The organism is uncultured Jannaschia sp., from assembly GCF_947503795.1.
Classification (GTDB): domain Bacteria; phylum Pseudomonadota; class Alphaproteobacteria; order Rhodobacterales; family Rhodobacteraceae; genus Jannaschia.
Window position 1 is genome coordinate 250378 of the sequence record NZ_CANNEZ010000003.1, and the last position, 24272, is coordinate 274649.

The following is a 24272-nucleotide window of genomic DNA, read 5'->3' on the forward strand; positions in this document are numbered from 1 at the left end:
TCACCCGATCAGCTCGTCGGACTTGTCGTCGGTCTCGCCGAAGCGCTTGAGCGTGGCGGGCCGCGTGCCCTCGTAGACCCGATCGAGATTTTTCGAGATGCGCTCGTTCTCGCGCTCGAAAAGGCACCGTCCCTCCATGTCCGAGGCGACGATGAACGGGCCCATCTTGTTGCACCGGATCACCCACATCGCCTGCGCGAGGCCCAGTTCCTCGTTCCAATGCACGGCCTCGACGTTCTCGACCCCGCGTCCCAGAAGCGCCCCGGTCCCGTAGCCCACGGTCGACAGGTACACCGCGCCGTTGGGCACGAAGTAGTCCTTGTAATCCTTAGACGACATGCCGCCCTTGCCGATCACGAGCTTGGCGCCCGATTTCGCCAGCCATTCGGGCAGCCACTTGGCAAAGCGGAACGAGGCGGTCGCGGTCACGGCACCCATCTCGAACGTTCCGTCGGGATTGATCCGGGCGGCGGGGGAGCAGTGGAAATTCGCCGCGCTTTCGGACGGCAACTCCATCGGGATGTTGGCCTTGTCCTCGAGCGCGCGCTTATAGACGCCCTCGCGCGCCGTATACATCAGCCCGTCGAGATAGACGATGTCGCCGAGGCGCAGCTCGGCCAACGCCTCGGGTGTCGGCGTCGTGGACAGACGGATCTCGCGCGGGCTCATGCGGCGTACTCCTCAAGGATGCGGTCGGTGTCCCGGCCGAGGGTCGGCGCGGGGTCGAGGCGGTCGGGCGTCCAATCCGCGCGGATGGGCAGGGTGGGCACGCGAACGGTTTCGTCCAGTTCGGGAACGGGCAGGTCGGCCCAGCCGGAGCTGGAGGCCATCTGCGGGTGTTCGAGACATTCCGCCAGCGTCAGGACCGGACCGGCGGGCACGTCCGCCCCCGCAAGGATCGCGTCCCAGTCCGCGGCCGCGCGGGTGGCGAAGATCGCCGGCAGTTTCGCGGGGTCGTCGGTGCCCAGGGCGGCCTGCATCCGCGCGACCTGCGCCGGGGTGTTCGCGGTCACGACGAGCTGTCCTTCGGCACAGTCGAACCGCCCCGACCACGGCGAATCGGAAAAGGCGCGGTTGCCGTCCAGCCCGCGCAGCGCACCGGTCGTCTGGTGGTTCACGGCGTAGGCCCCCATCAACCCGGTGATCGCGTCGAGCATCGAGACGTGGAGGCGCTGGGCCTCCGCGCGCTTCGCCCGACGCAGAAGTGCAGCGAGTATGGCGGAGACGAGCGCTTGTCCCGCGACGTAATCGACGATCGGAAGGCCGACGCGCAACGGACCGGAGCCCGCGTCGCCCGTCATCGCCATCAGGCCGCTGACCCCTTGCAGGATGTGGTCATAGGCGGGCCGGTCGGCGAGCGGCCCGTCCTCGCCGAAGCCCGAAAGCCCCGCATGGACGATGCCGGGGTTCACGGCACGCACGGCCTCGAAGCCGAGGCCGAGGCGGTCGATCACGCCGGGCCGAAAGTTCTGGACCAGAACGTCGGCCCGCGCGGCGATACGGAGCGCGGCGGCGCGGCCCTCCTCGGATTTCAGGTCGAGCGTGACGGATTCCTTGCCCGCGTTCTGGCTGAGGAAGCTCGCGCCCAGCCCGGACGCCCGCATCGCGTCGGTGCCGCCATGCCGCCGCACGAAATCGTCGCCATCGGGCCGCTCCACGCGGATGACGCGCGCCCCCATCATCCGCAGCTGCCCGGTCGCGAAGGGCCCGGCGAGGACATGGCTGAAGTCGAGGATCGTGACACCGTCCAGCGGCGCCGTCATTCCGCCGCCTCCAGCGCGGGCATTTGCCATTCGACGGTCTCGCGCCGCTGGTAGTCGGTGAACCAGTCGGGATCCGTGCGATGCTCGACGCGACCATCGGCATGGATGCGCGCGACGGCGCGGCGCGACGACAGGCAGAAGGCGTGGACCGACATTTGCATCCCGCCGGTGTGGCAATACCCGACCTCGATATGGGCATCGATCACCATGGACTTCCCGACGAATCCCATCGCGCCCATTCCGATCGAATTGCCCAGCTCCTTCAGCTCCAGCTCCAGCTCGGCGATCTTCGGGTCACTGTTGCGGTCGCCCACGGTGCGAAGGCACGCGGCGCGCTTGCCCAGCACCATGCAGGTGTCCTTGCAGCCGCCCAGCCCGATCCCGATGATCGCGGGCTGACAGGCGAGGCCGCGCTTGCCGAACGCCACGAGACTGTCGAGGTAGAACCGCTTGATCCCCTGAATGCCGTCCGACGGGAACAGCATCCGGTAATCCGTTCCGAAAAGCCCGCCCTTGTGCACGGTGATGAGGTCGATCCAGCCACCCTCGCCGGGGCGATGCGGCTCGTAGCCGTACTCGATCTCGGGGGCGCCGATGCCGACGTTGTTGTCGTGGTCCGTGCGCCAGAGCGGGTGCACCCGGTTCGGCCGCAGCGGCACGCCATTGGTCGCATTCGCGGTGGCCCGCCGCAACGCCGCCTCCAGCGCGATCGGCCCGCCCTCGACCGTCGTGTCGTTGGCCATCTTCACGTACCAGCGCGGCGTGCCGGTGTCGCCGCACATGGCGCGGCGGTCTTCCTTGGCGGCTTCGTAATTCTCCAGCATCGCCTTCAGCACGAAGGACGACAGGTCCCCCTCCTCGTCGGCCGCCGCGGCCTGAAGCCCCGTCAGGTAGTCGTCGGGGATCTCGATCGCGGCCTTGTCCATCAGCGTCTCGGCGGTGCGCTGGATCAGGTCGATGGGGATCATGGCTCAGGCTCCTTGCAGGGCGCGATCGGGGCGCAGGTGGGCGATGTCATGGGGCATGTCGCGCCCGATCAGCGGGGCGGCGATGCAGGCGGCGACGATGGGGGCGAGGGTCAGGCCGGAATGGGTGACCGCGACCGACAGGTCGTCGCGGCCCGGCCACCGCCCCAGAAGCGGCAGGCCGTCGGCGGGGATCGGTCGGGTGCGGGCGATGCGCTCGGCCACGCGCAGGTCGGTTTGGCCGAACAGTTTCGAGATATGGGCCGTGGCCTCGGCGGCGATCATGTCGTCGGCATCACCGGTCCCGGTGGCCGAGCTGGATGCGATCAGAAACGCCCCGTCGTCGCGCTGCCAGAAGTCGTAGGACGGCGTCGCGAAGACCGCGTCCGAGACGGGGCGACCGGGGGTCGTGCGGATCAGGAGGCCGGGCTTGCCCGCGACCCGGAGATCGAGCCCCGCCGTTGCCAGAAGGGCCGACGCGCCCTCGCCTGCCGCCATGACGATATGGTCGGCGTCAAGCGTCGTTCCGTCGTCAAGACGAAGGGCGCCTGGTCCGAGGGCGGCGGCCTGGCCGCGCAGATGCATGGCACCCGCCGCTTCGGCGCGTGTGCGCAGCCAAGGCAGGATCAGCGCCGGATCGGCACAGCCCTCGTCGGAGACGAAGAGACCGGTCTCGGGCGGATGGCGCAGGCCCGGCGCCACGGCGGCGATACCCGCCCGGTCCAGCCGGGCGACGGGGCAACCGAGCGCGCCCAGTCGGGCCGCCATCGTGTCACTCGCGTCCGACCCCCAGAAAAGCGATCCGCCGAAGCGCACCGGCGCCCCTGCCTCGGCCCAGTCGCGCCACCCGGCCAGGGCCGCACGGCGCAATCGCACATAGCCCGGATCGGTGGCGGTCGAGGCGTTGAGCCATGCGAGCGATCCGACCGAGGCGGTTCGCGCGTCCCCCTCGGGTGCCACGACACGGACCGTCCGTCCCGCACGCGCCAGCTCGCCCGCGATGGCCCATCCGAGGACGCCGCCGCCCACGACGAGGATCGCGCCGCCGGTCATTCCGCCGCCGCGACCAGCGTGGCCGGTTCGCCATCGGGAAGGATTGTCTCGCCCGGCCGCACGATGGTGAACTGTACCGGCTCGCGCGTCACGTCGACGGCATCGCCCGCCTTCCGAGCGACTGTGAAGTAGCTCTCGTCCAGGTCGCCCGCCTCGGGGAAATCCTCTCGGAAATGGGCACCGCGCGAATTCTCGCGGGCCAGACCCGCGCGCGCGATCACGTCCGAGATCTCGGTCAGCGACGCCATGTTCAGCCAGTCGTGCCATGTCAGGTTGAAGGCGAGGTTCGCGCCGTCCACACCCGTCTCCGCCAGCTCGGCGCGCAGCTCGGCCACCCGGTCGATGCCGCGCCGCATTCCACCGGCGGTGCGCATGACGCCGACCTCCTCCCACATCGCCTCCTGCAATGCGTGGCGCAGGCTCTGGATATGACCGGGCCGCTGTCCGAGCGGCACCATCGCGCGCGCGATCTCGGCGTCGAGCATCGCGGGGTCCGGATCGCGCAGCGACATCGCCGCCACATCGCGCCCCATCACGTCGCCCGCCACCCCGCCATAAACGGTGGAGTTGGCGACACCGTTGCCGCCCAGCCGGTTCGATCCGTGGGCGCCGCCGGAATCTTCGCCCGCGACATAGAGACCTTGAAGCGCGGTGCGCGTGTCGGCATCCACGACGACGCCACCCATGAAGTAATGCGCGGTCGGCACCACCTCCACGAGGCCGCTGGCGAGGTCGAACCCGCTATCGGCGCAGCGCTTGACCATGCCCGCGAACTTCGCGCGCACGTTGTCCGGCCCGAGATGCGCCATCGAGATGAAGACGCCGACCTGCTCGGGGTCGTTGGCCTTGCGCATCTCGGCATAGATGCCCCGGCTGACGACGTCGCGCGTCGCGCGTTCGCCCTTGCGATCGTAGTCATACATGAAGCGCTGGCCCGAATGACTGATGAGCTGGCCGCCCGCGCCGCGCAGCCCCTCTTCCAGCACGGTGCCCGTCATCTTGGTGTGATCGCCCGCCAGCAGGCCCGTGGGATGGAACTGCACCATCTCCATGTCGCGCAGGGGCAGCCCCGCGCGCAGCGCCATCGCCAGCCCGTCCATCGTCTTGTCGCCCGAAGGCGTGTGGTACTTGTACATGGTCGGGCCGCCGCCGGTGCCCATCATCACGCATTTCGCCCGCACCAGCCGAAAGCGCCCGGTGCGCATGTCGATCATCAAGACGCCGGCCAGCGTTGATCCATCCGCCGTTGGAATCAGGCCGATGGCGCGATGCTCCTGCAGCTTCTCGATGGGCCGCGACAGCACCTGTTCCATCAGCCGGTTGATGATCTCGATGCCGGTCAGGTCGCCCTTGTGGACGGTGCGGTCGGCGGTCTGGCCCGCGAAGGCCTTGTGATGAAGCGAACCGTCGCCGTTCCGGTCGAAGAAGCACCCGACCTCGTTCTCCAGCTCACGAACCCGGACGACCGCCTGTTCGCAGAGCTTCCAAGCCATGTCCTGATCGGGCAGCCATTTGCCGCCTTCGATCGTATCCATGAAATGCCGCTCGACGCTGTCTCCCGGCCCGAGCGCCACGTTGTAGCCGCCCTGCACCATCCGTGTGCAGCCGCATTTTCCGATCAGGCCCTTCACGGCCATGGTGATCTTCGTGCCCGGCGGCGCGCTCTGCTGGGCGTGGAGCGCGGCGAACATGCCCGCGCCGCCCGAGCCGAGGATGAGGATATCGGTGTCGTGTCGATCGATCTCGGGCATGGGTCAGATCGCCTGCATCAGGAAGGTGGTCGAGACCAGGAACGAGAGCGCCGTCGCCCCCGCGGCCAGCGTCTTCTGTCGCGGGGTCCAGGGCAGCCATTCGAGCGCCAGCAGCCGCAATCCGCCGAACATGTGGACCGCAAGCCCGAAGACCAGCGCGAACTCGGCCAGCTTGACTGCCGGATTGTCGGTCAGGGCGAGGAACCCGTCCAGCCGTTCGGGCGCGGTTAGGGCCTGCGCCAGCACAAGGAAGTGGACGGGCAGGAACAGCGCCAGCGCCAGCCCCGAGACGCGATGCACGAGATAGGCCCACCACAGCGGATGATTACGATACCTCATGGCCAGGTCACCGCGATCACGGACCAGCCACCGAGGGCAAGAAGGATCGCGCCCGCGCCCCACATCAGTGCCTCGAGCCGGGCGCCGGACCACCCCGCCAGCTCATGTGTGATCACACGAAGGCCGATGGCCGCGTGGATCGAGATGGCGAGGACGAACCCACCGTAAAACAGGAACCACGCGACGGAGCCCTGTGTCCGCCCGAGGATCTCCGCCGCGGTTACGCCGCCCCGGATCGCGTAGATCATCACCCCGAGATGGACGAGCACGAAGGGCGCCATCAAAAGCGCCGTCACCCGCTGCGCGATATAGAGCCTAACGTTGAGCATTTCGTCCTTTTAACGCGCGTCTCATCGTCTCCCGCTTGAGCCCCGCGATGGCCTTCATCGGGTTCAGGTCGTTCGGGCAATGCACCGCGCAGGACCCTTGGCTGTGGCAGTTGTGGCAGCCGCCCGCGCCCGACACCGCGTCGAGGATCGCGTCTCCGCCTGCGTCCTTGGCGTCGTTCCAGAGCGTCCACGCCCTCTGCAGCGCCGCAGGCCCCAGGTAATCCGCATTGCCCGCAACCGTGTCGCAGGCCGCGTAGCAGATCGAGCAGTTTATGCATTCGATCCCGGTATTCGCCTCGACCCGCGCAGCACTGGCCGGGTCGATGGGGACGATATCGTCGTCGCGGCTGCGGCTGGGGTGATGGACGGCTTCGGCGGCGACCCATTTGTCGAAGAACGGATCCATATCGGTCGCGAGGTCCTTCAACACCGGTAGGTTCCGCAGCGGCCCGATCTCGACCGCGCCGTCGCCCGAAACCTTGTCGATATGGGTCCGGCAGGTCCAGCGCGGCACCCCGTTCACCATCATGGCACAGGATCCGCACATCCCCACGCGACAGGCATAGCGGTAGGTCAGCGTCGGATCGGCGTTTTGCTGCACCCAGGCCACGACATCGAGCACGGTCTGGTTGGCGCGCGCGGGCACGGCATGAGCCTCGTAGCCGCCGCCCGTGGGGCCACCCCGCCAGATGCGCACGTCGAGCGTCGCATCGCCCTCGTCGATGGTGTCGCGCACGCTGCCCTCCCACGCCGTGCCCGACAACCTAGAGACGCGTTCACCTAACCGGAAGCCACAAATCCTGACGTGACCCGTAAGGCTGCCTTACGAAACGGGAAGACGCTGTTCCGTCAACTCGACCCAGTAGGAGCAGCCGATCGGGATGATCTCGTCGTTGAAATCGTATTCCGGATGATGGAGCCCCGCCGAGGGACCGTTGCCGATCTGGATATAGGCCCCGGGGCAGGCGCGCAGCATGTAGGCGAAATCCTCGCCGCCGGTGGTGCGCGGCGCCTCCATGTTCACGGCGCCCGCGACGGCGCGCGCCGCGTTCCCCGCGTGGTCCGTCTCGGGCGCATGGTTCTCCATCACGGGATAGGGCTCCTCCTCGAAATGGAAGGCGGCGGTGGCGCCATAGGCCGCGGCGGTCGAATCGATCACGCGGCGCAAATCGGCGAGCGCCTTCTCGCGGGTCGCCTCGTCGAAGCTGCGGATCGTGCCGCGCAGCGTGGCGGCGTCGGGAATGACGTTGAACGCCTCGCTGTCGGTGCGGAACGCCGTGACCGAGATCACCAGCGGCTGCTGCGGGTCGGTGTTGCGGCTGACGACCGATTGCACCGCCAGCACGATGGCCGAGGCGGCGAGGGTCGTGTCGACGGTGTTGTTGGGCCGGGCCGCGTGGCCGCCCTTGCCGCGCACGTCGATCCGGAAGCTGTCGACCGCGGCATAGAAGGGACCGGGCCGGATCGCGAACTGACCCACGGGCACCAGCGGCGAATTGTGCATGCCGTAGATCTCGGTGATGCCGAACCGCTCGATCAGGCCGTCCCGCACCATCGCCTCGGCCCCGGCGCCGCCCTCCTCGGCGGGCTGGAAGATCAGCGCCACGGTCCCGTCGAAGGCCCTCGTCTCGGCCAGGTGCTTCGCCGCACCCAGCAGCATGGTCGTATGGCCGTCATGGCCGCAGGCATGCATCTTCCCGGGAATGGTGCTGGCATGGGCGGCCCCCGTCGCCTCGGCGATGGGGAGCGCATCCATATCGGCGCGCAGTCCGATGACACGGCCCGGATCTTCGGCCGATCGTCCGCGCCCGTGGATCAGCGCGACGACCCCCGTGCGACCGATCCCCTCGTGGATCGCATCGACCCCGGCGGCGCGCAGCCCCTCGACCACGCGCCCGGCCGTGCGTTCGACATCGTATTGCAGCTCGGGATGCATGTGCAGGTCGTGCCGGAACGCGGTGAGTTCGGGCAGGAGATCGGCGAATCGGTTTCGGACGGGCATGGGACACCTTTGGTCGGGACAGCGCCGAGCGTGCCGTGACGCCGCGCGGAAGGGAAGGGTCGGGAACGGGCTTGCCCCCGCGCGGCCCGGCGGCGCAACTGCGGCATGGACGATCTGACCGCCGGATTGCTTCGGGCCGTGCAGCTGGTGCTGACGCTGGATCCGGAACTGATCGAGATCACGCTGCGCTCGCTGCAGGTGACGCTGACCGCGCTCGCCATCGGATGCGTGATCGCGATGCCGCTGGGCGCGTGGCTGGCGGTGCGGCGGTTCCGCGCGCGGCGCCTGGTGATCGCGGTGATGAACGCGCTGATCGGGTTGCCGCCCGTGGTCGTCGGCCTCGTGGTGTACCTGATGCTGTCGCGGTCGGGGCCGTTCGGGGTGCTCGACCTGCTGTTTACGCCGACGGCCATGATTATCGCGCAGGTCGTCATCATCACGCCGCTGGTCGCCAGCATCGCGCATCAGGCGATGCGCGATCTCTGGGCCGATTACCACGACCTCCTGATCTCGCTTAACGCGACGCGGGCGCAGCGGGTCGGGGCGATCCTGCGTGACGGACGCCGCGCGCTGCTGACGGCGGCGCTGGCGGGCTTCGGGCGGGCCATCGGCGAGGTCGGGGCGATCATGATCGTCGGCGGCAATATCGACGGGATGACCCGCGTTCTGACGACGGCGATCGCGCTCGAGACCGGGCGCGGCGATTTCGCCTTGGCGCTGGCGCTGGGGATTGTCCTGATCGTGCTGTCGCTGGCGGTCTCGGGGCTGAGCCATTGGGCGCTCCGGACCGAAGCGCGGGGCCGGTGGTGAGCGTCCTGCCCCTGACACTCCGCGCGGCGTCGGGCCGTCGGCGCGGCCAGACCGTGGTGGGGCCCGTCGACCTGACGATCGGGGCCGGCGGGATCACCTGCGTCATCGGGCCGAACGGGTCGGGCAAGACCGCGCTCCTGCGGCTGATGCACGGGCTCGACCGGGCGCGGGGCGATATCGACTGGGCCGTGCCGACGGTGCAGGCGCGCGGCGCGCAGGCCTACGTGTTCCAGCAGCCGACGGTCCTGCGCCGCAGCGTGGCGGCGAACCTCGCCTACCCGCTGCGCCTGCGTGGCGTCGGCCGTGCCGAAGCGACGGATCGCGCGCGCGCGCAGGCGGCCCGCTTCGATCTCGAGGCGCTTCTCGACCAATCCGCGCCGTCGCTGTCGGGCGGCGAGGCGCAGCGTCTGGCCTTGGCCCGGGCCCTGATCGCCGCCCCCGAGATCGTCTTTGCCGACGAGCCCTGCGCCGCCCTCGACGGACGCGCCACCCGCGCCATCGAAACGCGCCTGACCGAGGCGGCCGCGTCGGGTACCACGCTGGTCGTCGCCACCCACGACATGGGACAGGCGCGGCGCATCGCGGACCGGGTGATCTTTCTGCTCCATGGCCGCATCCACGAGGATGCGACGGCCGACGCCTTCTTCGCCGCGCCGGCCACGCCCGAGGCGCGGGCCTTTCTGCGCGGGGATATCGTCGAATGATCCGGGTTCTTCTCGCGCTTCTATCGCTCACCCAGCCTCTCCAGGCCGAGCCGCTGCGGCTGGCCGTGACGACCTCGTTCAACAATTCCGGTTTGGCCGACCACCTGCTGCCCGCGATCCGGGACGAGACAGGGCTCGAGGTGGCACTCTTGGTGGTCGGAACGGGACAGGCGCTGCGGTTGGGGGCGGCTGGGGATGTCGATGCGGTTCTGGTTCACGATGCCGCCGCCGAGGAGGCCTTCGTCGCCGCCGGACACGCCACCCATCGGCGCGAGATCATGTATAACGATTTCGTCCTGCTGGGCCCCGTGGACGATCCGGCGGGCCTGGGTGCCGCGACCAGCGCCGTGGAGGCCTTCGCCGCCATTGCCAACGGCCGCGTCCCCTTCGTCAGCCGCGGCGACGACAGCGGCACCCACAAGGCCGAGCTTCGGCTCTGGGACGCAGCGGGGATCGACCCGGACGGGCCGTGGTATCGCCCCGTCGGCGCGGGCATGGGGGCCGCGCTCAACACCGCGACGGCGATGCAGGCGTATATCCTGTCGGATCGGGCAAGCTGGCTGAACTTCGGCAATCGCGAGGGGATGGCGCTCCTGTTCGAGGGCGATCCCGCGCTCTTCAACCAATACGCCTTCTTGCCGGTGAACCCCGTGCGCCATCCCCATGTCGACGCGGCAGGGGCGGCACGGCTCGAGGACTGGCTTGTCTCCGACCGCGCGCGCACGCTGATCGACGGCCACCGGATCGCGGGCGCGGCCACGTTCACGTGGAATGCCACGCGCTAAGGTCGCACCCGTAACGTCCCTGTTCCAATTCCGTCACGGATATGTCGTTATCGGGCGATTGCAGGTGCTTGCCCTCGGTGGCGGACCCGCAAGACGACGACCGCGACGATCCGGCCTGACTGAAATGGACCGGGCGCGCCCACAGGGAGAAGAGAATGATCAAGACGACCACACTAGGTCTGGCGCTCGCGCTGCCGCTGACTGCCGGGGCCGCGCTGGCCGACGGCCATGGCTGCGGCGAGGTGTCCATCACCGAGATGAACTGGGCCTCGTCCGCCGTGGTGACGGCGGTGTCCAAGTTCCTGATGGAACAGGGCTACGGCTGCACCGTGAACAGCATTCCGTCCTCGACCAACCCCGCGATCACGTCGGTCGCCGAAACGGGCGAGCCGGACATCCTGACCGAACTCTGGGTCAACGCGGCGCCGGTCTACGACCGCCTCGCGGCCGAAGGAAAGGTCGAGCCCCTGACCGAAGTGCTGTCGGATGGCGGCATCGAGGGCTGGTGGGTGCCCGACTACGTGGTCGAAGCCAACCCCGAGGCGGCGACGCTGGAAGGCATCCTCGCCAACCCTGAACTGGTCGGCAATCGCTTCCACCAGTGCCCGGACGGCTGGGCCTGCAAGACGGTGAACATGAACAACCTCGCCGCCGCGGGCACCGAAGCCGCCGGCATCGAGACCTTCGTGCACGGCTCGGGCGAGACGATGGCGACCTCCATCGCCGCCGCCTTCGAGAACGAGGAGCCGTGGTTCGGCTACTACTGGGCGCCGACCAGCGTTCTGGGCAAATATCCGATGACCCTCGTGGACGTGGGCGAGTTCGACGCCGAGGCGCATACCTGCAACGCGCTCGACCCGTGCCCGGACCCGGCCCTTTCGGCCTATCCGCGCGGCAAGGTGCTGACCGTGGTGACGGCCGACTTCCGGGACAACAATCCCGAGGTCACCGAGCTGATGCGCAACGTCTCCTTCACCAACGCCCAGATGGGCGAGGTGCTGGCGTGGCAGGAGGACAACTCCGCCTCGGCCGAGGAAGCGGCAGTCTACTTCCTGACCAATTACAAGGACGTGTGGCCCAATTGGCTGAACGACGACGCCCGCGAGAAGCTGGCGGCGATCATCCAGTAAGCGCGATGGACGGGCCGGAGGTACTCCTCCGGCCCGATCCGCATCCGGGGGACGGAACAATGGCATATTACGACGGCGCGTTCGACGCGCTCGGCCTTCGCGACTGGTGCGATGGCGGCGATGATGGCGGGCCGATGAGCATGGCCGACCTGCTTGCACAGTCGGGCAGCGTGCAGGAGGGGCCGGCGCTTCCGTTTCCGTCGCTCGACGAGCTCCACAAGGCCTGCAACGCCGTGCCGCGCACGCGCGAGATGACCAACGGCGTCGAGACCGCCTTCCTCGAGGCCAAGGACGCGCTGAAATTCGTTCTCGACCCGATCACCCAGCCCCTGTCCTGGATGCTGGACGGGGCGCTCGACCTCTTTACCTGGATGCCGTGGTGGATCCTGATCCCCGGCCTCATCGCGCTCTGCTGGTGGGTGTCGCGCAGCATCGGCGTCACGATCTTCGTGGCGCTCAGCTTCCTGTTCCTCGGCGTGATCGATCATCTCGATGTGGCGATCCAGACGCTCTCGATCATCTTCGTGTGCACCGGGCTCTGCGTGGTGCTCGGCGTGCCCATCGGCATCGCGATGTCCAAGTCCGACCGGCTGCAGCGCGCGACGATTCCGGTGCTGGACCTGCTCCAGACGCTGCCCAGCTTCGTCTACCTGATCCCGCTGATCTTCCTCTTCTCGGTGACCGAATCCAAACTCTACGGCATCGCGATCATCCTCTATGCGATCGTGCCGGTCGTGCGCCTGACGGATCTCGGCATCCGCCTCGTGGACCGCGACGTGATCGAGGCGGCGGACGCCTTCGGCATGACGCCGCGCCAGAAGCTCTGGAAGGTGGAGGTGCCGCTGGCCCTGCCGAACATCATGGCGGGCGTGAACCAGACGATCATGATGTCGCTGGCGATGGTGGTGATCGCATCGCTCGTCTCGGCGCCGGGCCTCGGGGTCCTCGTGCTGCGCGGCATCCGCAATCTCGAACTGGGCGTCGGCCTCGTGGCCGGCCTCGGGATCGTGCTGCTGGCGGTGATGCTGGACCGGGCCTCCAAGGCCGCATTGGCGCGCGTCGACGTGTCGAGGAGTGTGAAATGAAAACCTCGCGCCAGGGCACGCCGCAAGTCCGGATCGACGGGCTCTACAAGATCTTCGGCCCGCAATCGAAGGCGATGATGACCCAGGTTCGCGGCGGCATGGGCAAGCCGGAGCTTCTGGCCGAGCACAATCACGTGCTGGGGCTCCAGAACATCGACGTCGACATGTGGGCCGGCGAAATCACCGTCGTCATGGGCCTGTCGGGGTCGGGCAAATCCACCCTGATCCGGCACCTGAACCTGCTGATCGAGCCGACGGCCGGCGTGGTCGAGGTGGACGGCGTCGACGTCACTTCGCTCAACGAGGAAGACCTGCGCGAGATGCGGCGCAAGAAGATGTCGATGGTGTTCCAGAAGTTCGCGCTGCTGCCGCACCGGACCGTACTCGGCAACGCCGCCATGCCGCTCGAGGTGCAGGGCGTCGATCAGGAGACGCGCGAGGCGGAGGGGCGCAAATGGCTCGCTCGCGTGGGCCTCGCGGGCTACGAGGATCGCTATCCGCACCAGCTTTCAGGCGGGATGCAGCAGCGCGTTGGCATCGCCCGTGCGCTGACCTCGAATTCCGACATCATGCTGATGGACGAGGCGTTCTCGGCGCTCGACCCGCTGATCCGCACCGACATGCAGGACCTCCTGCTGGAGTTGCAGGCCGAGCTTCACAAGACGGTCGTCTTCATCACCCACGATCTCGACGAGGCGCTGAAGCTGGCCGATCACCTCGTGATCCTGAACGACGGCGCCGTCGTCCAGCAGGGCGAGCCGCAGGACATCCTTCTGAACCCGGCCGATCCCTACATCGAGGACTTCGTGAGCGACATCAATCGCGCCCGCGTGCTGCGCGTCCGCTCGGTCATGCACGAGACGCCGACGGGCCGCGAGGTGGCGGGGGATGTCGATGCGAATGCCACTCTCGAAAGCCTGATCGCCGAGTCGGGCGGCGAGACCGACCGCGCCTATCGCGTCATGCAGGACGGGCGTCCCGTGGGCGAGATCGACATGGCCGACCTCGTCCGCGCGCTGGTGCCGCGGGTGTCGGAAGGGGCCGCGCGCGCGAGTTGAGGCCGGGCCGGGGGCCAGCCCCCGGACCCCCGAGGTATTTCCGGCCAGAGGATCGCAGACCGGACGATCCTCGATGCGCGGTCAGCGTTGCGAGACCCGCCAGTTCGGATGGATCCACGGCTCGGCGTTCGAGGCGGGCAGGCGGCGGCCCAGGATGTGGTCCGATGCCTTTTCACCCACCATGATCGACGGCCCGTTGAGATTGCCGTTGGTGATGCGCGGGAAGATCGAGCTGTCCGCGAGACGCAGGCCCTCGACCCCGATCACCCGGCACTCCGGGTCGACCACCGCGCCCGGATCGTCGGCCGCGCCCATGCGGCAGGTGCCGCAGGGGTGATAGGCGCTTTCGGCATGGTCGCGGATTGCGGCGTCCAGCTCCGCATCTGATGCGACGGCCTCGCCCGGCTGGATCTCGTGGCGCCGGTAGGGCGCGAACGCGTCCTGAGCGAATATCTCGCGCGTCAGGCGGATGCAGCGCCGGAACTCCTCCCAGTCGCGCGCCTCGCTCATGTAGTTGAAGCGGATGCGCGGCGCCTCGGCGGGATCGCCCGACCGAAGCATGACCTCGCCCCGCGAGGTCGAGCGCATCGGCCCGACATGGGCCTGGAAGCCGTGCCCCTCGGCCGCGGCCTGCCCGTCATAGCGCACCGCCAGCGGGAGGAAGTGGAACTGGATATCGGGGTATTCGATGCCCGCTTCAGATCGGATGAAACCGCAGCTTTCGAAGTTGTTCGTGGCCCCCGGCCCCGTCCGCGTGAACAGCCAGCGCGCCCCGACATAGGCCTTGCCCAGTAGGCTCCAGTAGCGAAATAGCGTGACTGGCTGGCTTGCCGCCATCTGGACATACATCTCGAGATGGTCCTGCAGGTTCTGACCGACGCCGGCGCAGGCGGCTCGGACATCGATGCCGTGGTCTCCCAGATGCGCGCCAGGACCGATACCCGATAGCATCAGCAGCTTCGGCGAATTGATCGCGCCCGCCGCCAGCACCACCTCGGCACGCGCGCGGACGATCTGCCCACCGGCCAGCGCCACCCCGGTCGCGCGATCGCCGTCGAAGAGGATGCGCTCGGCCAGCCCGTGAACCACCTCGCAGCGCTGCGTGGCGCGCGCGGGCTTCAGATAGGCGTTCGCCGCCGACCAGCGCCTGCCCTTCCAGACCGTCTGCTCGAAGGGGCCGAACCCCTCCTGCTTCTCGCCGTTGTAGTCGTCCGTCGTCTCGTATCCGGCCTGCCGCCCCGCCTCGACAAAGGCTCTGTACAAGGGATTTTCGCGTGTGCCGCGGCTGACATGCAGCGGCCCGTCGGTGCCGCGCCAGTCGGGATCACCGCCATGGCCGCCGTCGTGCCAGCTCTCCATTCGCTTGAAATACGGCAGCACGTCGGCATGCCCCCAGCCCGTCGCGCCCATCTCGACCCAGTGGTCGAAGTCGCAGGCGTGTCCGCGCACGTAGACCATGCCGTTGATGCTGCTCGATCCGCCGATCACCTTGCCCCGCGGCGTTGCAAGGCGGCGCCCGCCCAGATGCGGCTCGGGCTCGCTCGTGTAGCCCCAGTCGTAGCGCGCCATGTTCATCGGAAAGGACAGCGCGCCTGGCATCTGGATCAGCGGCCCCGCGTCGGTGCCACCATGCTCGATCACCAGGACAGAGCGCCCCGCCTCGGCCAGCCGGTAGGCCATGGCGCAGCCGGCGCTGCCTGCGCCGACGATGACGTAATCGGCTTCCATGTCAGTAGGCCGCCTCGACCGGACCCATGCCGACATAAACGCTCTGGATCTCGGTGAAGTGGTCCATCGCGGCGCGCGCGTTCTCGCGGCCGATGCCCGACAGCTTCGAGCCACCGAAGGGCAGCCCGGCCGGCGTCAGGTTGTACTGGTTGATCCAGCAGGATCCGGCGTGAAGCTGGCGCACGATGCGATGCGCGCGCGCGAGGTCGCGGGTGAACACCCCGGCGGATAGTCCGAACGGCGTCGCATTGGCGCGGGCGACGACCTCGTCCTCGGTCTCGAAGTCCAGAACGGACATGACCGGGCCAAACACCTCCTCGCGCACGACCTGCATGTCGTCCGTCAGGTCGGTCAGCACGGTCGGTGCGATCCACCAGCCCTCGCGGTCGATGCGGTGACCCCCGGTGACCACGCGCGCGCCCTCCGCCTTGGCCGTCTCGAGGTAGCGCAGGACGATCCCGGTCTGCGCCTCCGTCGTCATCGGCCCGAAATTGGTGCTCTCATCCAGCGGATCGCCGGTGATCACACCGTCCAGCCTGGCCGTCAGGCGTTCGATGAAGGCGTCCTTCAGATGCGTCTGCACGAAGACCCGGGTCCCATTGGAACAGACCTGCCCGGACGCGTAGAAATTCGCGTTGATCGCCCCCGAGACCGCGTCGTCCAGATCGGCATCGTCGAACAGGATCAGGGGCGATTTGCCGCCCAGCTCCAGCGTCACCTGCTTCAACTCGCCCGCAGCCGCCGACGCGACTTTGCGCCCCGTCGGCACCGATCCGGTGAGCGATACCTTGGCGACGCGCGGATCGGTCGTCAGCGCCGCGCCGACCTCGCCCAAGCCCTGGATCACGGTGAACAGACCCTTGGGAAGACCCGCCTCGTACAGGATCTCGGCGATCTTGAGGGCGCAGAGCGGTGTCGTCTCGGACGGCTTGAACACCATCGCGTTGCCGGTCGCGAGCGCGGGCGCGCCCTTCCAGCAGGCGATCTGCGTGGGGTAGTTCCACGCTCCTATCCCGACGCAGACCCCCAGCGGCCGCCGGATCGTGTAGGCCCAATCGTTGCCGAAGTTCATCTGCGTGCCGGTGTGGTCGACCGCCAACCCGCCGAAATATTCCAGCGCATCGGCGCCCGACGCCGCATCCGCCAACAGCGTTTCCTGAAGGGGCTTTCCGGTGTCGAGCGTCTCCAGCTCGGACAGTTCGCGGTTCCGATCACGGATCAGGTCCGCCGCCCGCCGGAGGATGCGCCCGCGCGACGCGGGATCGGTCGCCGCCCATTCGACCTGTGCGCGCACGGCCGACGCCAGCGCGCGGTCCACGATCTCGGGCGTCGCGGCGTGCACGGTCGCGATCGTCTCGCCGGTCGCGGGATAGATCACGGGAATCGCGGTGCCTGCCCTGTCCTCGACATAGGCCCCGTCGATGAAATGGCTGGCGGTGGGGTGTGCGTTTGGTCGGGTCATGGCGCTGCGACGCCTCCTTCGATGTTCTTCAAAATATGCCGGGGTGCGCGAGGGGCTGGCCCCTCGCCCGTTCATTCGCCGCGGGGAAAGCGTGTCTCGTCTTCGAGTACGTTGAGATCCATGTGGTTGCGCATGTACCGCTCGGAGGCGACGCGCAGCGGCTGGTAATCCCACGGGTAGTATCCACCCTCGCGCAGGGCCTCGTAGACGACCCAGCGGCGCGCCTGGCTTTCGCGCACCTCGGCGTCGAACCGGTCGAGATCCCAGCGGGCGTCGGCCTCGGCACGGAACCCGGTCAGCGTCTCGGCGTGGGTCGGGTCACCCGCGAGGTTCGTCAACTCGTGCGGATCGGCATCGAGGTCGAAGAGCTGTTCGGGGTCGAGCGTGCAGCGCGTGTATTTCCAGCGCCCCTGCCGCAGCGCGACGAGCGGCGCGTAGGAGCCTTCGGCAGCGTACTCCATCGCGACCGGGGTCGTGCGCGTGCCACCCCGCCCCAGATGGACCAGCGATTCGCCCGTGGTCCAGGGCGCGACCTCCGAGATATCGACACCCGCGATCTCGCAAAGCGTCGGGCAGACATCGATGTTCGACACGGGTGTCTCGTCGAGGCCGGGCTCGATGCCCGGCGAGGCGAGCAACATCGGCACCCGCGCCGAGCCTTCGAGGAAGCTCATCTTGTACCAGAGCCCCCGCTCGCCCAGCATGTCGCCGTGGTCCGACACGAAGAGGATCGTCGCCTCCTGCCGCGTGTCGTCCAGTACCCGGAGCACCTTGCCGATCTTGTCGTCCAGATAGGAGATGTTGGCGAAATAGGCGCGGCGTGACCGGATCACGTCCGCCTCGGTCACGTCGAAATTCCCGCGGTCGTTGGCGTCGAGGATGCGCTTGGAATGCGGGTCGTGAGCCTCGTATGCCATCTCGGGAACGGACGGCAGCAGGTGCGCGCAATCCTCGTAGAGATCCCAGAACCGCTTCCGCGTCACATACGGATCGTGCGGGTGGGTGAAGCTGACCGTCAGGCACCAGGGGCGATCGTCCTGCCCGCGCGCCGCGTCGTAGAGCCACGCCTTCGCATGGTGCGCGACGTCGTCGTCATATTCCATCTGGTTGGTGATCTCGGCCACGCCCGAGCCGGTGACGGACCCCATGTTGTGATACCACCAGTCGATCCGCTCGCCTGGCTTTCGGTAGTCGGGCGTCCAGCCGAAATCGGCCGGGTAGATGTCGGTCGTCAGCCGTTCCTCGAAGCCGTGGAGCTGGTCGGGGCCGACGAAATGCATCTTGCCCGACAAACAGGTCTTCCACCCCGCGCGGCGCAGGTGATGCGCGTAGGTGGGGATGTCCGACGCGAACTCGGCGGCGTTGTCGTAGACCCGCGTGCGGCTGGGCAGCAGACCCGACATGAACGACGCGCGGCCAGGCGCGCAGAGCGGGGACGCGGTGTAGCAGTTGGCGAAGCGCCGCGACCGGGCCGCCAGCGCCTTGAGGTGAGGCGCGTGCAGCCAATCGACGGGCCCGTCGGGAAAGAGCGTCCCGTTGAGCTGATCGACCATCAAAATGAGGATGTTCGGCTTCGTCATCGCAGGGCCTTCCGGATGGTGTCCCGGACGAGTGCGATGGCCGCGGCGGGATCGGTGTCCGACAGCGCGTGGCGCACGTAGAGCCCGTCGATCAGCGCGCCGACCGTCTCGGCCAGGCGTTCGGGCTGGTGGGTGAGCGGTCGCGCGGCATGGATCAGGTTCGACCGCAGGCGCCGCTGGTAGACATGCAGAAGCTGCCGGGTCCCGGCATCATGCTGGGCGTGGACGTAGAAGGTCAGCCAGGCGGCGACGATGTCGCGCTCGAAGGTGCGGGGCGCGAGGCATGCGGCGACGATTGCGTCGAGCCGGTCCTTGGGCGTCTTCGCTCCGGCCAGTTCGGCGCGGACGCTGGCACCGAGATCGCGCAGGATGTGCCGCATCGCGGCCACCAGCATCCGGTCCTTCGATCCGAAATAGTGATGCGCCAATGCGGGCGACATGCCGGCGCGCTTCGCGATCGTCGCGACGGTCACGTCCAGCGATCCGCGCGCGCCGATCTCGGCGATGGCGGCCTCGGCCAAAGCGGCGCGGCGGACAGGTTCGGGCTGGGTGCGCATCGGAAGTCCATTGATTGACCAGTCAATCAATCTTCACACCACGCGTGTTTGTCAATCGAGGCCGCGCAGGACCGTCGCAAGGTCCGCCAGGTCGTCGCCCAGCGCCGCGCCCTTCCGCCAGACGAGGCCGATGGTGCGCGTCGGCTGCGGATCGGGGAACCGGTCGACGGTGACGGGCGCAGCCGCGGTCTCGACCGCGACGGCCATCTCGGGGATGAGCGTCACGCCGAGGCGCGCGCCAACCATCTGGACCAGCGTCGACAGCGACGAGCCGTCCATGCCGGTCCGCGGTCGCATCGGACGCATGTTGCAGAACGACAGCGCCTGATCGCGAAAGCAGTGGCCTTCCTCTAGGAGAAGCAGCCGCATCAGGGGAAGGGCGTCCGGCGTAGGGAGCGGCGTTCCGGCGTCGCCTTCTGGTCGGACGAGCACGAAGGCCTCATCGAAGAGCGGAGCCTCGGCGAGGGACGGCTCGGAGACGGGCAGGGCGACGAGTGCGGCATCGAGCCGCCCCTCCTGCACATCGGCAATCAACCGGGGCGTGATCGTCTCGCGCAGGTCGAGATCGAGATCGGGATAGGCCGCATCCAGCGCCGCGACGAGGCGCGGCATCAGGTAGGGCGCGATGGTTGGAATGACCCCCAGCCTCAGCCGCCCGCCGAGAACGTCGCGCGCGGTACGGGCGAGATCGGACAGGGCTTCGACCTCGCGCAGGACGGACCGGATGCGCGGCGCCACCTCGTGGCCGAACGCCGTCGGCACGACGCCGCGCGGGCCCCGTTCGAACAGCGCGGCCCCCAGCGCGGTCTCCAGCGCCTTGATCTGCACCGAAAGCGCGGGCTGCGAGATCGCGGAGGCGTCGGCGGCGCGGCCGAAATGCCCGTGGCGCACCAGCGCCTCGAAATAGCGGAACTGGCGAAGTGTGACGTTGTCCATAATCTTGGCTTATCGAACAGATATGAAAATGCAACTTATGATCATGGCGTCCCCGTGATATCCGGCGGCATCCGCGTGGCCCGCCGGGCCCGTGCAACCGGGAGAGATTTCATGATGGACGGATCGGACAGCGGCGCGGGCAAGTGCCCCGTCATCCACGGCGCCACCCTGCACGTCACCAACAAGAGCCGCTCGAACCGCGAGTGGTGGCCGAACCAGCTCAACCTCAAGATCCTGCATCAGAACCAGCCGGTCACCGATCCGCTGGGCGAGGCGTTCGACTATGCCAAGGCCTTCAAGGGCCTCGATCTCAAGGCGCTGAAAGCCGATCTCGCCGACCTTATGACCGACAGCCAGCCGTGGTGGCCGGCGGATTACGGGCATTACGGCCCGTTCTTCGTCCGCATGGCGTGGCATGCCGCGGGCACCTACCGCACGGCCGACGGCCGCGGCGGCGCCTCGACCGGAAACCAGCGCTTCGCGCCGCTGAACTCCTGGCCTGACAACGGCAATCTCGACAAGGCGCGGCGCCTGCTCTGGCCGATCAAGAAGAAGTATGGCGACGCGATCAGCTGGGCCGATCTCTTCGTGCTGACCGGTAACGTCGCGATGGAGACGATGGGCTTCGAGACTTTCGGCTTCGGTGGAGGCCGGGCCGATATCTTCGAGCCCGAGGAGGACATCTACTGGGGCGCCGAGGACACTTGGCTCGAAGTCTCCGGCGGTCCGAACAGTCGGTATGACGCAGGCGAGGACGGCAAGGGCCGGTTCCTCGAGAACCCGCTCGCGGCGGTGCAGATGGGTCTGATCTACGTCAACCCGGAAGGCCCCGACGGGCATCCCGATCCGCAGGCCAGTGCCCACGACATCCGCGACACCTTCGCGCGCATGGCGATGGACGATGCCGAGACCGTGGCGCTTGTCGCGGGCGGGCACACCTTCGGCAAGGCACATGGTGCGGGCGATGCCGCCAATGTGGGCGCCGAGCCTGAAGGCGGCGCCATCGAGGACATGGGCTTCGGCTGGAAGAACGCGTTCGAGCAAGGTCATTCCGGTGCCACCATCACCTCGGGCATCGAAGGCGCGTGGAAGCCGAACCCGACGACCTGGGACATGGGCTACCTCGAGACGCTGCTCGGCAACGAGTGGGAGCTGACCAAGTCCCCCGCCGGTGCGAACCAGTGGAAGCCCGTGGGCGACGCGATGGCCGGGACGGTCGTCGACGCGCATGATCCGACCAAGACGCATCAGCCGATGATGACGACCGCCGACATGGCGATGAAGGTCGATCCGGCCTACCGCGCCATCGCCGAGGACTACCTCGCGAACCCGGCCAAGTTCGCGGATGCCTACGCGCGCGCGTGGTTCAAGCTGACGCACCGGGACATGGGGCCCAAGGTGCTCTATCTCGGCGACGAGGTGCCTGCCGAGGATCTGATCTGGCAGGACCCCGTGCCCGCCGGGACGACCCTGTCGGACGCGGACGTGGCGGCCCTGAAGTCGAAGCTGCTGGAGGCGATCCCCGCCCGCGACCTGATCCAGACCGCCTGGGCCTCGGCCTCGACCTTCCGGGGCTCGGACAAGCGGGGCGGCGCCAATGGTGCTCGCATCCGGCTCGCGCCTCAGAAGGACTGGGAGATCAACAACCCCGCGGCGCTGGCCGGCGTGCTGGACAAGCTGGAGGGCATCCGTGCCGAACACGGCTCGGTCTCTATCGCGGACCTGATCGTGCTCGGTGGTGCCGCGGCGATCGAGGCGGCGGCCAAGGCCGGCGGTCACGACGTGACGGTGCCGGTCAGCACCGGACGCGGCGACGCCACGGCCGAACAGACCGACGCCGAGAGCTTCGAGCCGCTGGAGCCCCGCGCCGACGGGTTCCGCAACTTCCAGGCGGCGGATTTCACCGCCTCGCCGGAGGAGCTGCTGGTCGATCGCGCGCAACTTCTGGGGCTGTCCGCGCCCGAGATGACAGTCCTCGTGGGCGGAATGCGGGCGCTGGCCCAGAACGCCGACGGCAGCGCCCATGGCGTGTTGACCGACCGGCCGGGTGTGCTGTCGAACGACGTGTTCGTGAACCTTCTGGACATGGCCACCGAGTGGAAGCCGGTCGAGGAGGGGGGCCGCATCTACGAAGGCCGCGACCGCGCGTTGGGAACGGCCAAGTGGACGGGAACGCGCTGCGACCTCGTGTTTGGCTCGAACTCGCAGCTTCGCGCGATTGCCGAGGTCTATGCCCAGGACGATTCGGGGGCGCGGTTCGTGCGCGACTTCGTGGCGGCGTGGACGAAGGTGATGGAAGCGGATCGCTTCGACATCTGATGCGCTTCGGCGGGCGGCCCGGACCGGGCCGCCCGGACCGCGCGTCAGGCGGCGGGCTTGCGCATGGGGTCCGCTCGGGCCGTCTCCAGCGGCGTCGTTCGGGGCGGCGCATACCCCTCGACATACTCGGACAGAAGCGCCCGCAGCACATCCGGCCGTCCGTCATGGATCGCGGTCGAGAGCGCGTCGAGCATGCCGCAGATCGCCCCCTCGGTCAGCCCCGCCTCCTCGGCGCGGAGGATCTTGGGATGCGGGGTGGACCGCAGGCTGGCATCGTCGATCAGCAGCTCCTCATAAAGCTTCTCGCCCGGCCGAAGCCCCGTGATCCGGATCTCGATATCGCCCTGACCCGTTTCGGGGTCGATCGGCTTGCGCCCCGAGAGCGCGATCATCCGCAGCGCGATGTCGAGGATCTTCTGCGGCTCGCCCATGTCGAGAACGAAGAGGTCGCGCCCCTGGGCGAAGGCCGAGGCGAGCAGCACCAGCCGAGCCGCCTCGGCGATGGTCATGAAGAAACGGGTCACGTCGGGATGAGTGACGGTGACGGGCCCACCCGCCCGGATCTGTTCCGCGAAGAGTGGAAGCACTGATCCAGACGAGCCGAGCACATTGCCGAAGCGGACCATCGCGAATTTCGTGGCCGGGTGGCGTGGCTGCAGGTCCTGCACCACCAGTTCGGCCAACCGCTTCGTCGCGCCCATGACATTGGTGGGCCGCACCGCCTTGTCGGTCGAGACGAGGATGAACCGCTCGACGCCGGCTTGCGCGGCGGCCTCGGCGGCGATGCGGGTTCCGATGATGTTGTTCGCGCCGCCCACGAGTGCATTTTCCTCGACGAGGGGGACGTGTTTGTAGGCGGCGGCGTGCAGCATGATCTGCACCCCTTCGCGGGCAAGGACGCGCGCGAGCGTCTCTGCGTCGGTGACCGATCCGAGGCGCGGCGCGATGCGGACGCCGTGGCGCGCGGCCAGCGAGACCAGATCGCGATGCGCATCGTAGAGCGCGTGTTCGGAATGATCGAAGAGGATGATCGCGGCCGGCCCGCAGGTCACGAGCTGGCGGCAAAGCTCGGACCCGATAGAGCCGCCGGCCCCGGTGACCATCACCACCTTGCCGGAATAGGCGGCGGCGATCTCGGGCGTGTCGAGATTGACTTGGTCGCGGCCCAGAAGCGCGCCGGGTTCGACCGTGCGCAGCGTGTCGTCGTCGGTCCCGGCCATGATCTCGACATAGGAGGGCAGGACCTGCGTCCGGATCGGCAGCGGCTCCAGCCGTTCGAGGATCTCGCGCCGCACCTCGTCGGGGACGGACGGCATGGCGAGAAGCACGCGTCGGAGGTCGTGGCTCTCGACCAGCGAGGGCAGCCGCTTGGCGGGATAGACCGGGAGCCCCGCGATCAGGAGGCCGGAGAGGCCGGGATCGTCGTCGACGAAGAGGACGGGGCGCGCCTCCTGGCTCTGGCGAAGCGCCGCGGCCAGCTGGATTCCGGCCCGTCCCGCACCGTAGATCGCGACGGGCTCGGCGACGGCGGGTGGCCAGAACGTCTCGAGAAGGATGATCGCCGCGAGGCGGCCCAGGATCGTGAAACAGAAGAACAAGGCACCCGTCATCGCGGGCACCGAGCGGGGCGACCCGGCCTGCAGCATGAAGCTCAGCGTGGCCATGCCGATTGCGATCGCCCCCGCCGCAAGCGCGATCTTGATGATCGCATGGGCTTCCAGCGCGTTGAGCTTGATCCAGGGCAGGCGCAGCACGGTGACAATCACGAGGCCCAGTGCCGTGGCCAGAAGGAGATAGGGTGCGCCCCCATCGAGCGGGGGCGTCGCCGTCCCGTAGCGGAGCGCATGCGCCAGATAGAGGCTCAACGGCACCAGAAGCCCGTCCATGACGAGAAAGATCATCCGCTTCGTGCGACG

General features: G+C 68.3%; 22 protein-coding genes. 7 read left to right on the forward strand and 15 right to left on the reverse strand.

Features of this window, described 5'->3' with window-relative positions:
• The 9 genes from Q0833_RS16655 to Q0833_RS16695 all read right to left on the reverse strand — a co-directional run bounded on the left by Q0833_RS16655 (position 1) and on the right by Q0833_RS16695 (position 8202).
• A complete protein-coding gene (locus tag Q0833_RS16655) occupies positions 1–669 on the reverse strand; it encodes a fumarate hydratase C-terminal domain-containing protein (RefSeq protein WP_298437652.1) in 669 nt (222 codons plus the stop codon).
• A complete protein-coding gene (locus tag Q0833_RS16660) occupies positions 666–1763 on the reverse strand; it encodes a CaiB/BaiF CoA-transferase family protein (RefSeq protein ID WP_298437655.1) in 1098 nt (365 codons plus the stop codon). Before Q0833_RS16660 ends, Q0833_RS16655 begins: the two co-directional genes overlap by 4 nt.
• Positions 1760–2731: a fumarate hydratase gene (locus Q0833_RS16665; RefSeq protein ID WP_298437658.1), complete on the reverse strand. Its 972-nt coding sequence runs from the start codon at positions 2729–2731 to the stop codon at positions 1760–1762. The genes Q0833_RS16660 and Q0833_RS16665 overlap by 4 nt, the downstream gene beginning before the upstream one ends.
• Before the next feature lie 3 nt (positions 2732–2734).
• Positions 2735–3781, reverse strand: a complete 1047-nt coding sequence (locus tag Q0833_RS16670; protein WP_298437661.1) for an FAD-binding oxidoreductase — start codon at positions 3779–3781, stop codon at positions 2735–2737.
• On the reverse strand, positions 3778–5532 hold the full coding sequence (locus tag Q0833_RS16675; RefSeq protein WP_298437664.1) for an FAD-binding protein: 1755 nt from the start codon (positions 5530–5532) through the stop codon (positions 3778–3780). The genes Q0833_RS16670 and Q0833_RS16675 overlap by 4 nt, the downstream gene beginning before the upstream one ends.
• Before the next feature lie 3 nt (positions 5533–5535).
• Positions 5536–5871: a succinate dehydrogenase, cytochrome b556 subunit gene (sdhC, locus tag Q0833_RS16680; RefSeq protein WP_298437666.1), complete on the reverse strand. Its 336-nt coding sequence runs from the start codon at positions 5869–5871 to the stop codon at positions 5536–5538.
• A complete protein-coding gene (locus Q0833_RS16685) occupies positions 5868–6200 on the reverse strand; it encodes a succinate dehydrogenase (RefSeq protein WP_298437669.1) in 333 nt (110 codons plus the stop codon). The genes sdhC and Q0833_RS16685 overlap by 4 nt, the downstream gene beginning before the upstream one ends.
• A complete protein-coding gene (locus Q0833_RS16690) occupies positions 6187–6924 on the reverse strand; it encodes a 2Fe-2S iron-sulfur cluster-binding protein (protein WP_298438358.1) in 738 nt (245 codons plus the stop codon). Before Q0833_RS16690 ends, Q0833_RS16685 begins: the two co-directional genes overlap by 14 nt.
• Before the next feature lie 99 nt (positions 6925–7023).
• Entirely contained in the window at positions 7024–8202 is a 1179-nt protein-coding gene (locus Q0833_RS16695; RefSeq protein WP_298437671.1) for an amidohydrolase, read from the reverse strand.
• Positions 8203–8307: 105 nt separating this feature from the next.
• Here Q0833_RS16695 and Q0833_RS16700 point away from each other — a divergent pair, with 105 nt between their 5' ends.
• The 6 genes from Q0833_RS16700 (at position 8308) to Q0833_RS16725 (ending at position 13774) form a co-directional block, all read left to right on the forward strand.
• Positions 8308–9012: an ABC transporter permease gene (locus tag Q0833_RS16700; RefSeq protein ID WP_298437673.1), complete on the forward strand. Its 705-nt coding sequence runs from the start codon at positions 8308–8310 to the stop codon at positions 9010–9012.
• Positions 9006–9716, forward strand: coding sequence for an ATP-binding cassette domain-containing protein (locus Q0833_RS16705; RefSeq protein WP_298437676.1), 711 nt, complete (start codon positions 9006–9008; stop codon positions 9714–9716). Before Q0833_RS16700 ends, Q0833_RS16705 begins: the two co-directional genes overlap by 7 nt.
• Positions 9713–10501, forward strand: a complete 789-nt coding sequence (locus Q0833_RS16710; RefSeq protein WP_298437679.1) for a substrate-binding domain-containing protein — start codon at positions 9713–9715, stop codon at positions 10499–10501. Before Q0833_RS16705 ends, Q0833_RS16710 begins: the two co-directional genes overlap by 4 nt.
• Before the next feature lie 155 nt (positions 10502–10656).
• Positions 10657–11631, forward strand: coding sequence for an ABC transporter substrate-binding protein (locus Q0833_RS16715; RefSeq protein WP_298437682.1), 975 nt, complete (start codon positions 10657–10659; stop codon positions 11629–11631).
• 59 nt (positions 11632–11690) lie between these two features.
• Complete coding sequence (locus Q0833_RS16720; protein WP_298437684.1) at positions 11691–12716, forward strand: proline/glycine betaine ABC transporter permease; 1026 nt, start codon at positions 11691–11693, stop codon at positions 12714–12716.
• Positions 12713–13774 carry a glycine betaine/L-proline ABC transporter ATP-binding protein gene (locus Q0833_RS16725; protein WP_298437687.1) on the forward strand — a complete coding sequence of 354 codons (1062 nt, stop codon included), beginning with the start codon at positions 12713–12715 and terminating at the stop codon, positions 13772–13774. Before Q0833_RS16720 ends, Q0833_RS16725 begins: the two co-directional genes overlap by 4 nt.
• An 81-nt stretch (positions 13775–13855) precedes the next feature.
• Here Q0833_RS16725 and betA read toward each other — a convergent pair whose 3' ends face one another.
• The 5 genes from betA to Q0833_RS16750 form a co-directional block, all read right to left on the reverse strand.
• A complete protein-coding gene (betA, locus tag Q0833_RS16730; protein ID WP_298437690.1) occupies positions 13856–15502 on the reverse strand; it encodes a choline dehydrogenase in 1647 nt (548 codons plus the stop codon).
• A 1-nt stretch (position 15503) separates the two neighbouring features.
• A complete protein-coding gene (gene betB / locus Q0833_RS16735; protein ID WP_298437692.1) occupies positions 15504–16964 on the reverse strand; it encodes a betaine-aldehyde dehydrogenase in 1461 nt (486 codons plus the stop codon).
• Between the two features lie 71 nt (positions 16965–17035).
• On the reverse strand, positions 17036–18544 hold the full coding sequence (gene betC, locus Q0833_RS16740; RefSeq protein WP_298437695.1) for a choline-sulfatase: 1509 nt from the start codon (positions 18542–18544) through the stop codon (positions 17036–17038).
• Positions 18541–19101: a transcriptional regulator BetI gene (betI, locus tag Q0833_RS16745; protein WP_298437698.1), complete on the reverse strand. Its 561-nt coding sequence runs from the start codon at positions 19099–19101 to the stop codon at positions 18541–18543. The genes betC and betI overlap by 4 nt, the downstream gene beginning before the upstream one ends.
• A gap of 51 nt (positions 19102–19152) precedes the next feature.
• A complete protein-coding gene (locus Q0833_RS16750) occupies positions 19153–20037 on the reverse strand; it encodes a hydrogen peroxide-inducible genes activator (protein ID WP_298437701.1) in 885 nt (294 codons plus the stop codon).
• A gap of 114 nt (positions 20038–20151) precedes the next feature.
• Between Q0833_RS16750 and katG the strand changes: the two genes are divergently transcribed.
• Positions 20152–22356, forward strand: coding sequence for a catalase/peroxidase HPI (katG, locus tag Q0833_RS16755; RefSeq protein ID WP_298438361.1), 2205 nt, complete (start codon positions 20152–20154; stop codon positions 22354–22356).
• Between the two features lie 44 nt (positions 22357–22400).
• Here katG and Q0833_RS16760 read toward each other — a convergent pair whose 3' ends face one another.
• Positions 22401–24257 (reverse strand): nucleoside-diphosphate sugar epimerase/dehydratase, encoded by a 1857-nt coding sequence (locus tag Q0833_RS16760; RefSeq protein WP_298437704.1) that lies wholly within the window; start codon positions 24255–24257, stop codon positions 22401–22403.
• Positions 24258–24272 lie beyond the last annotated feature (15 nt).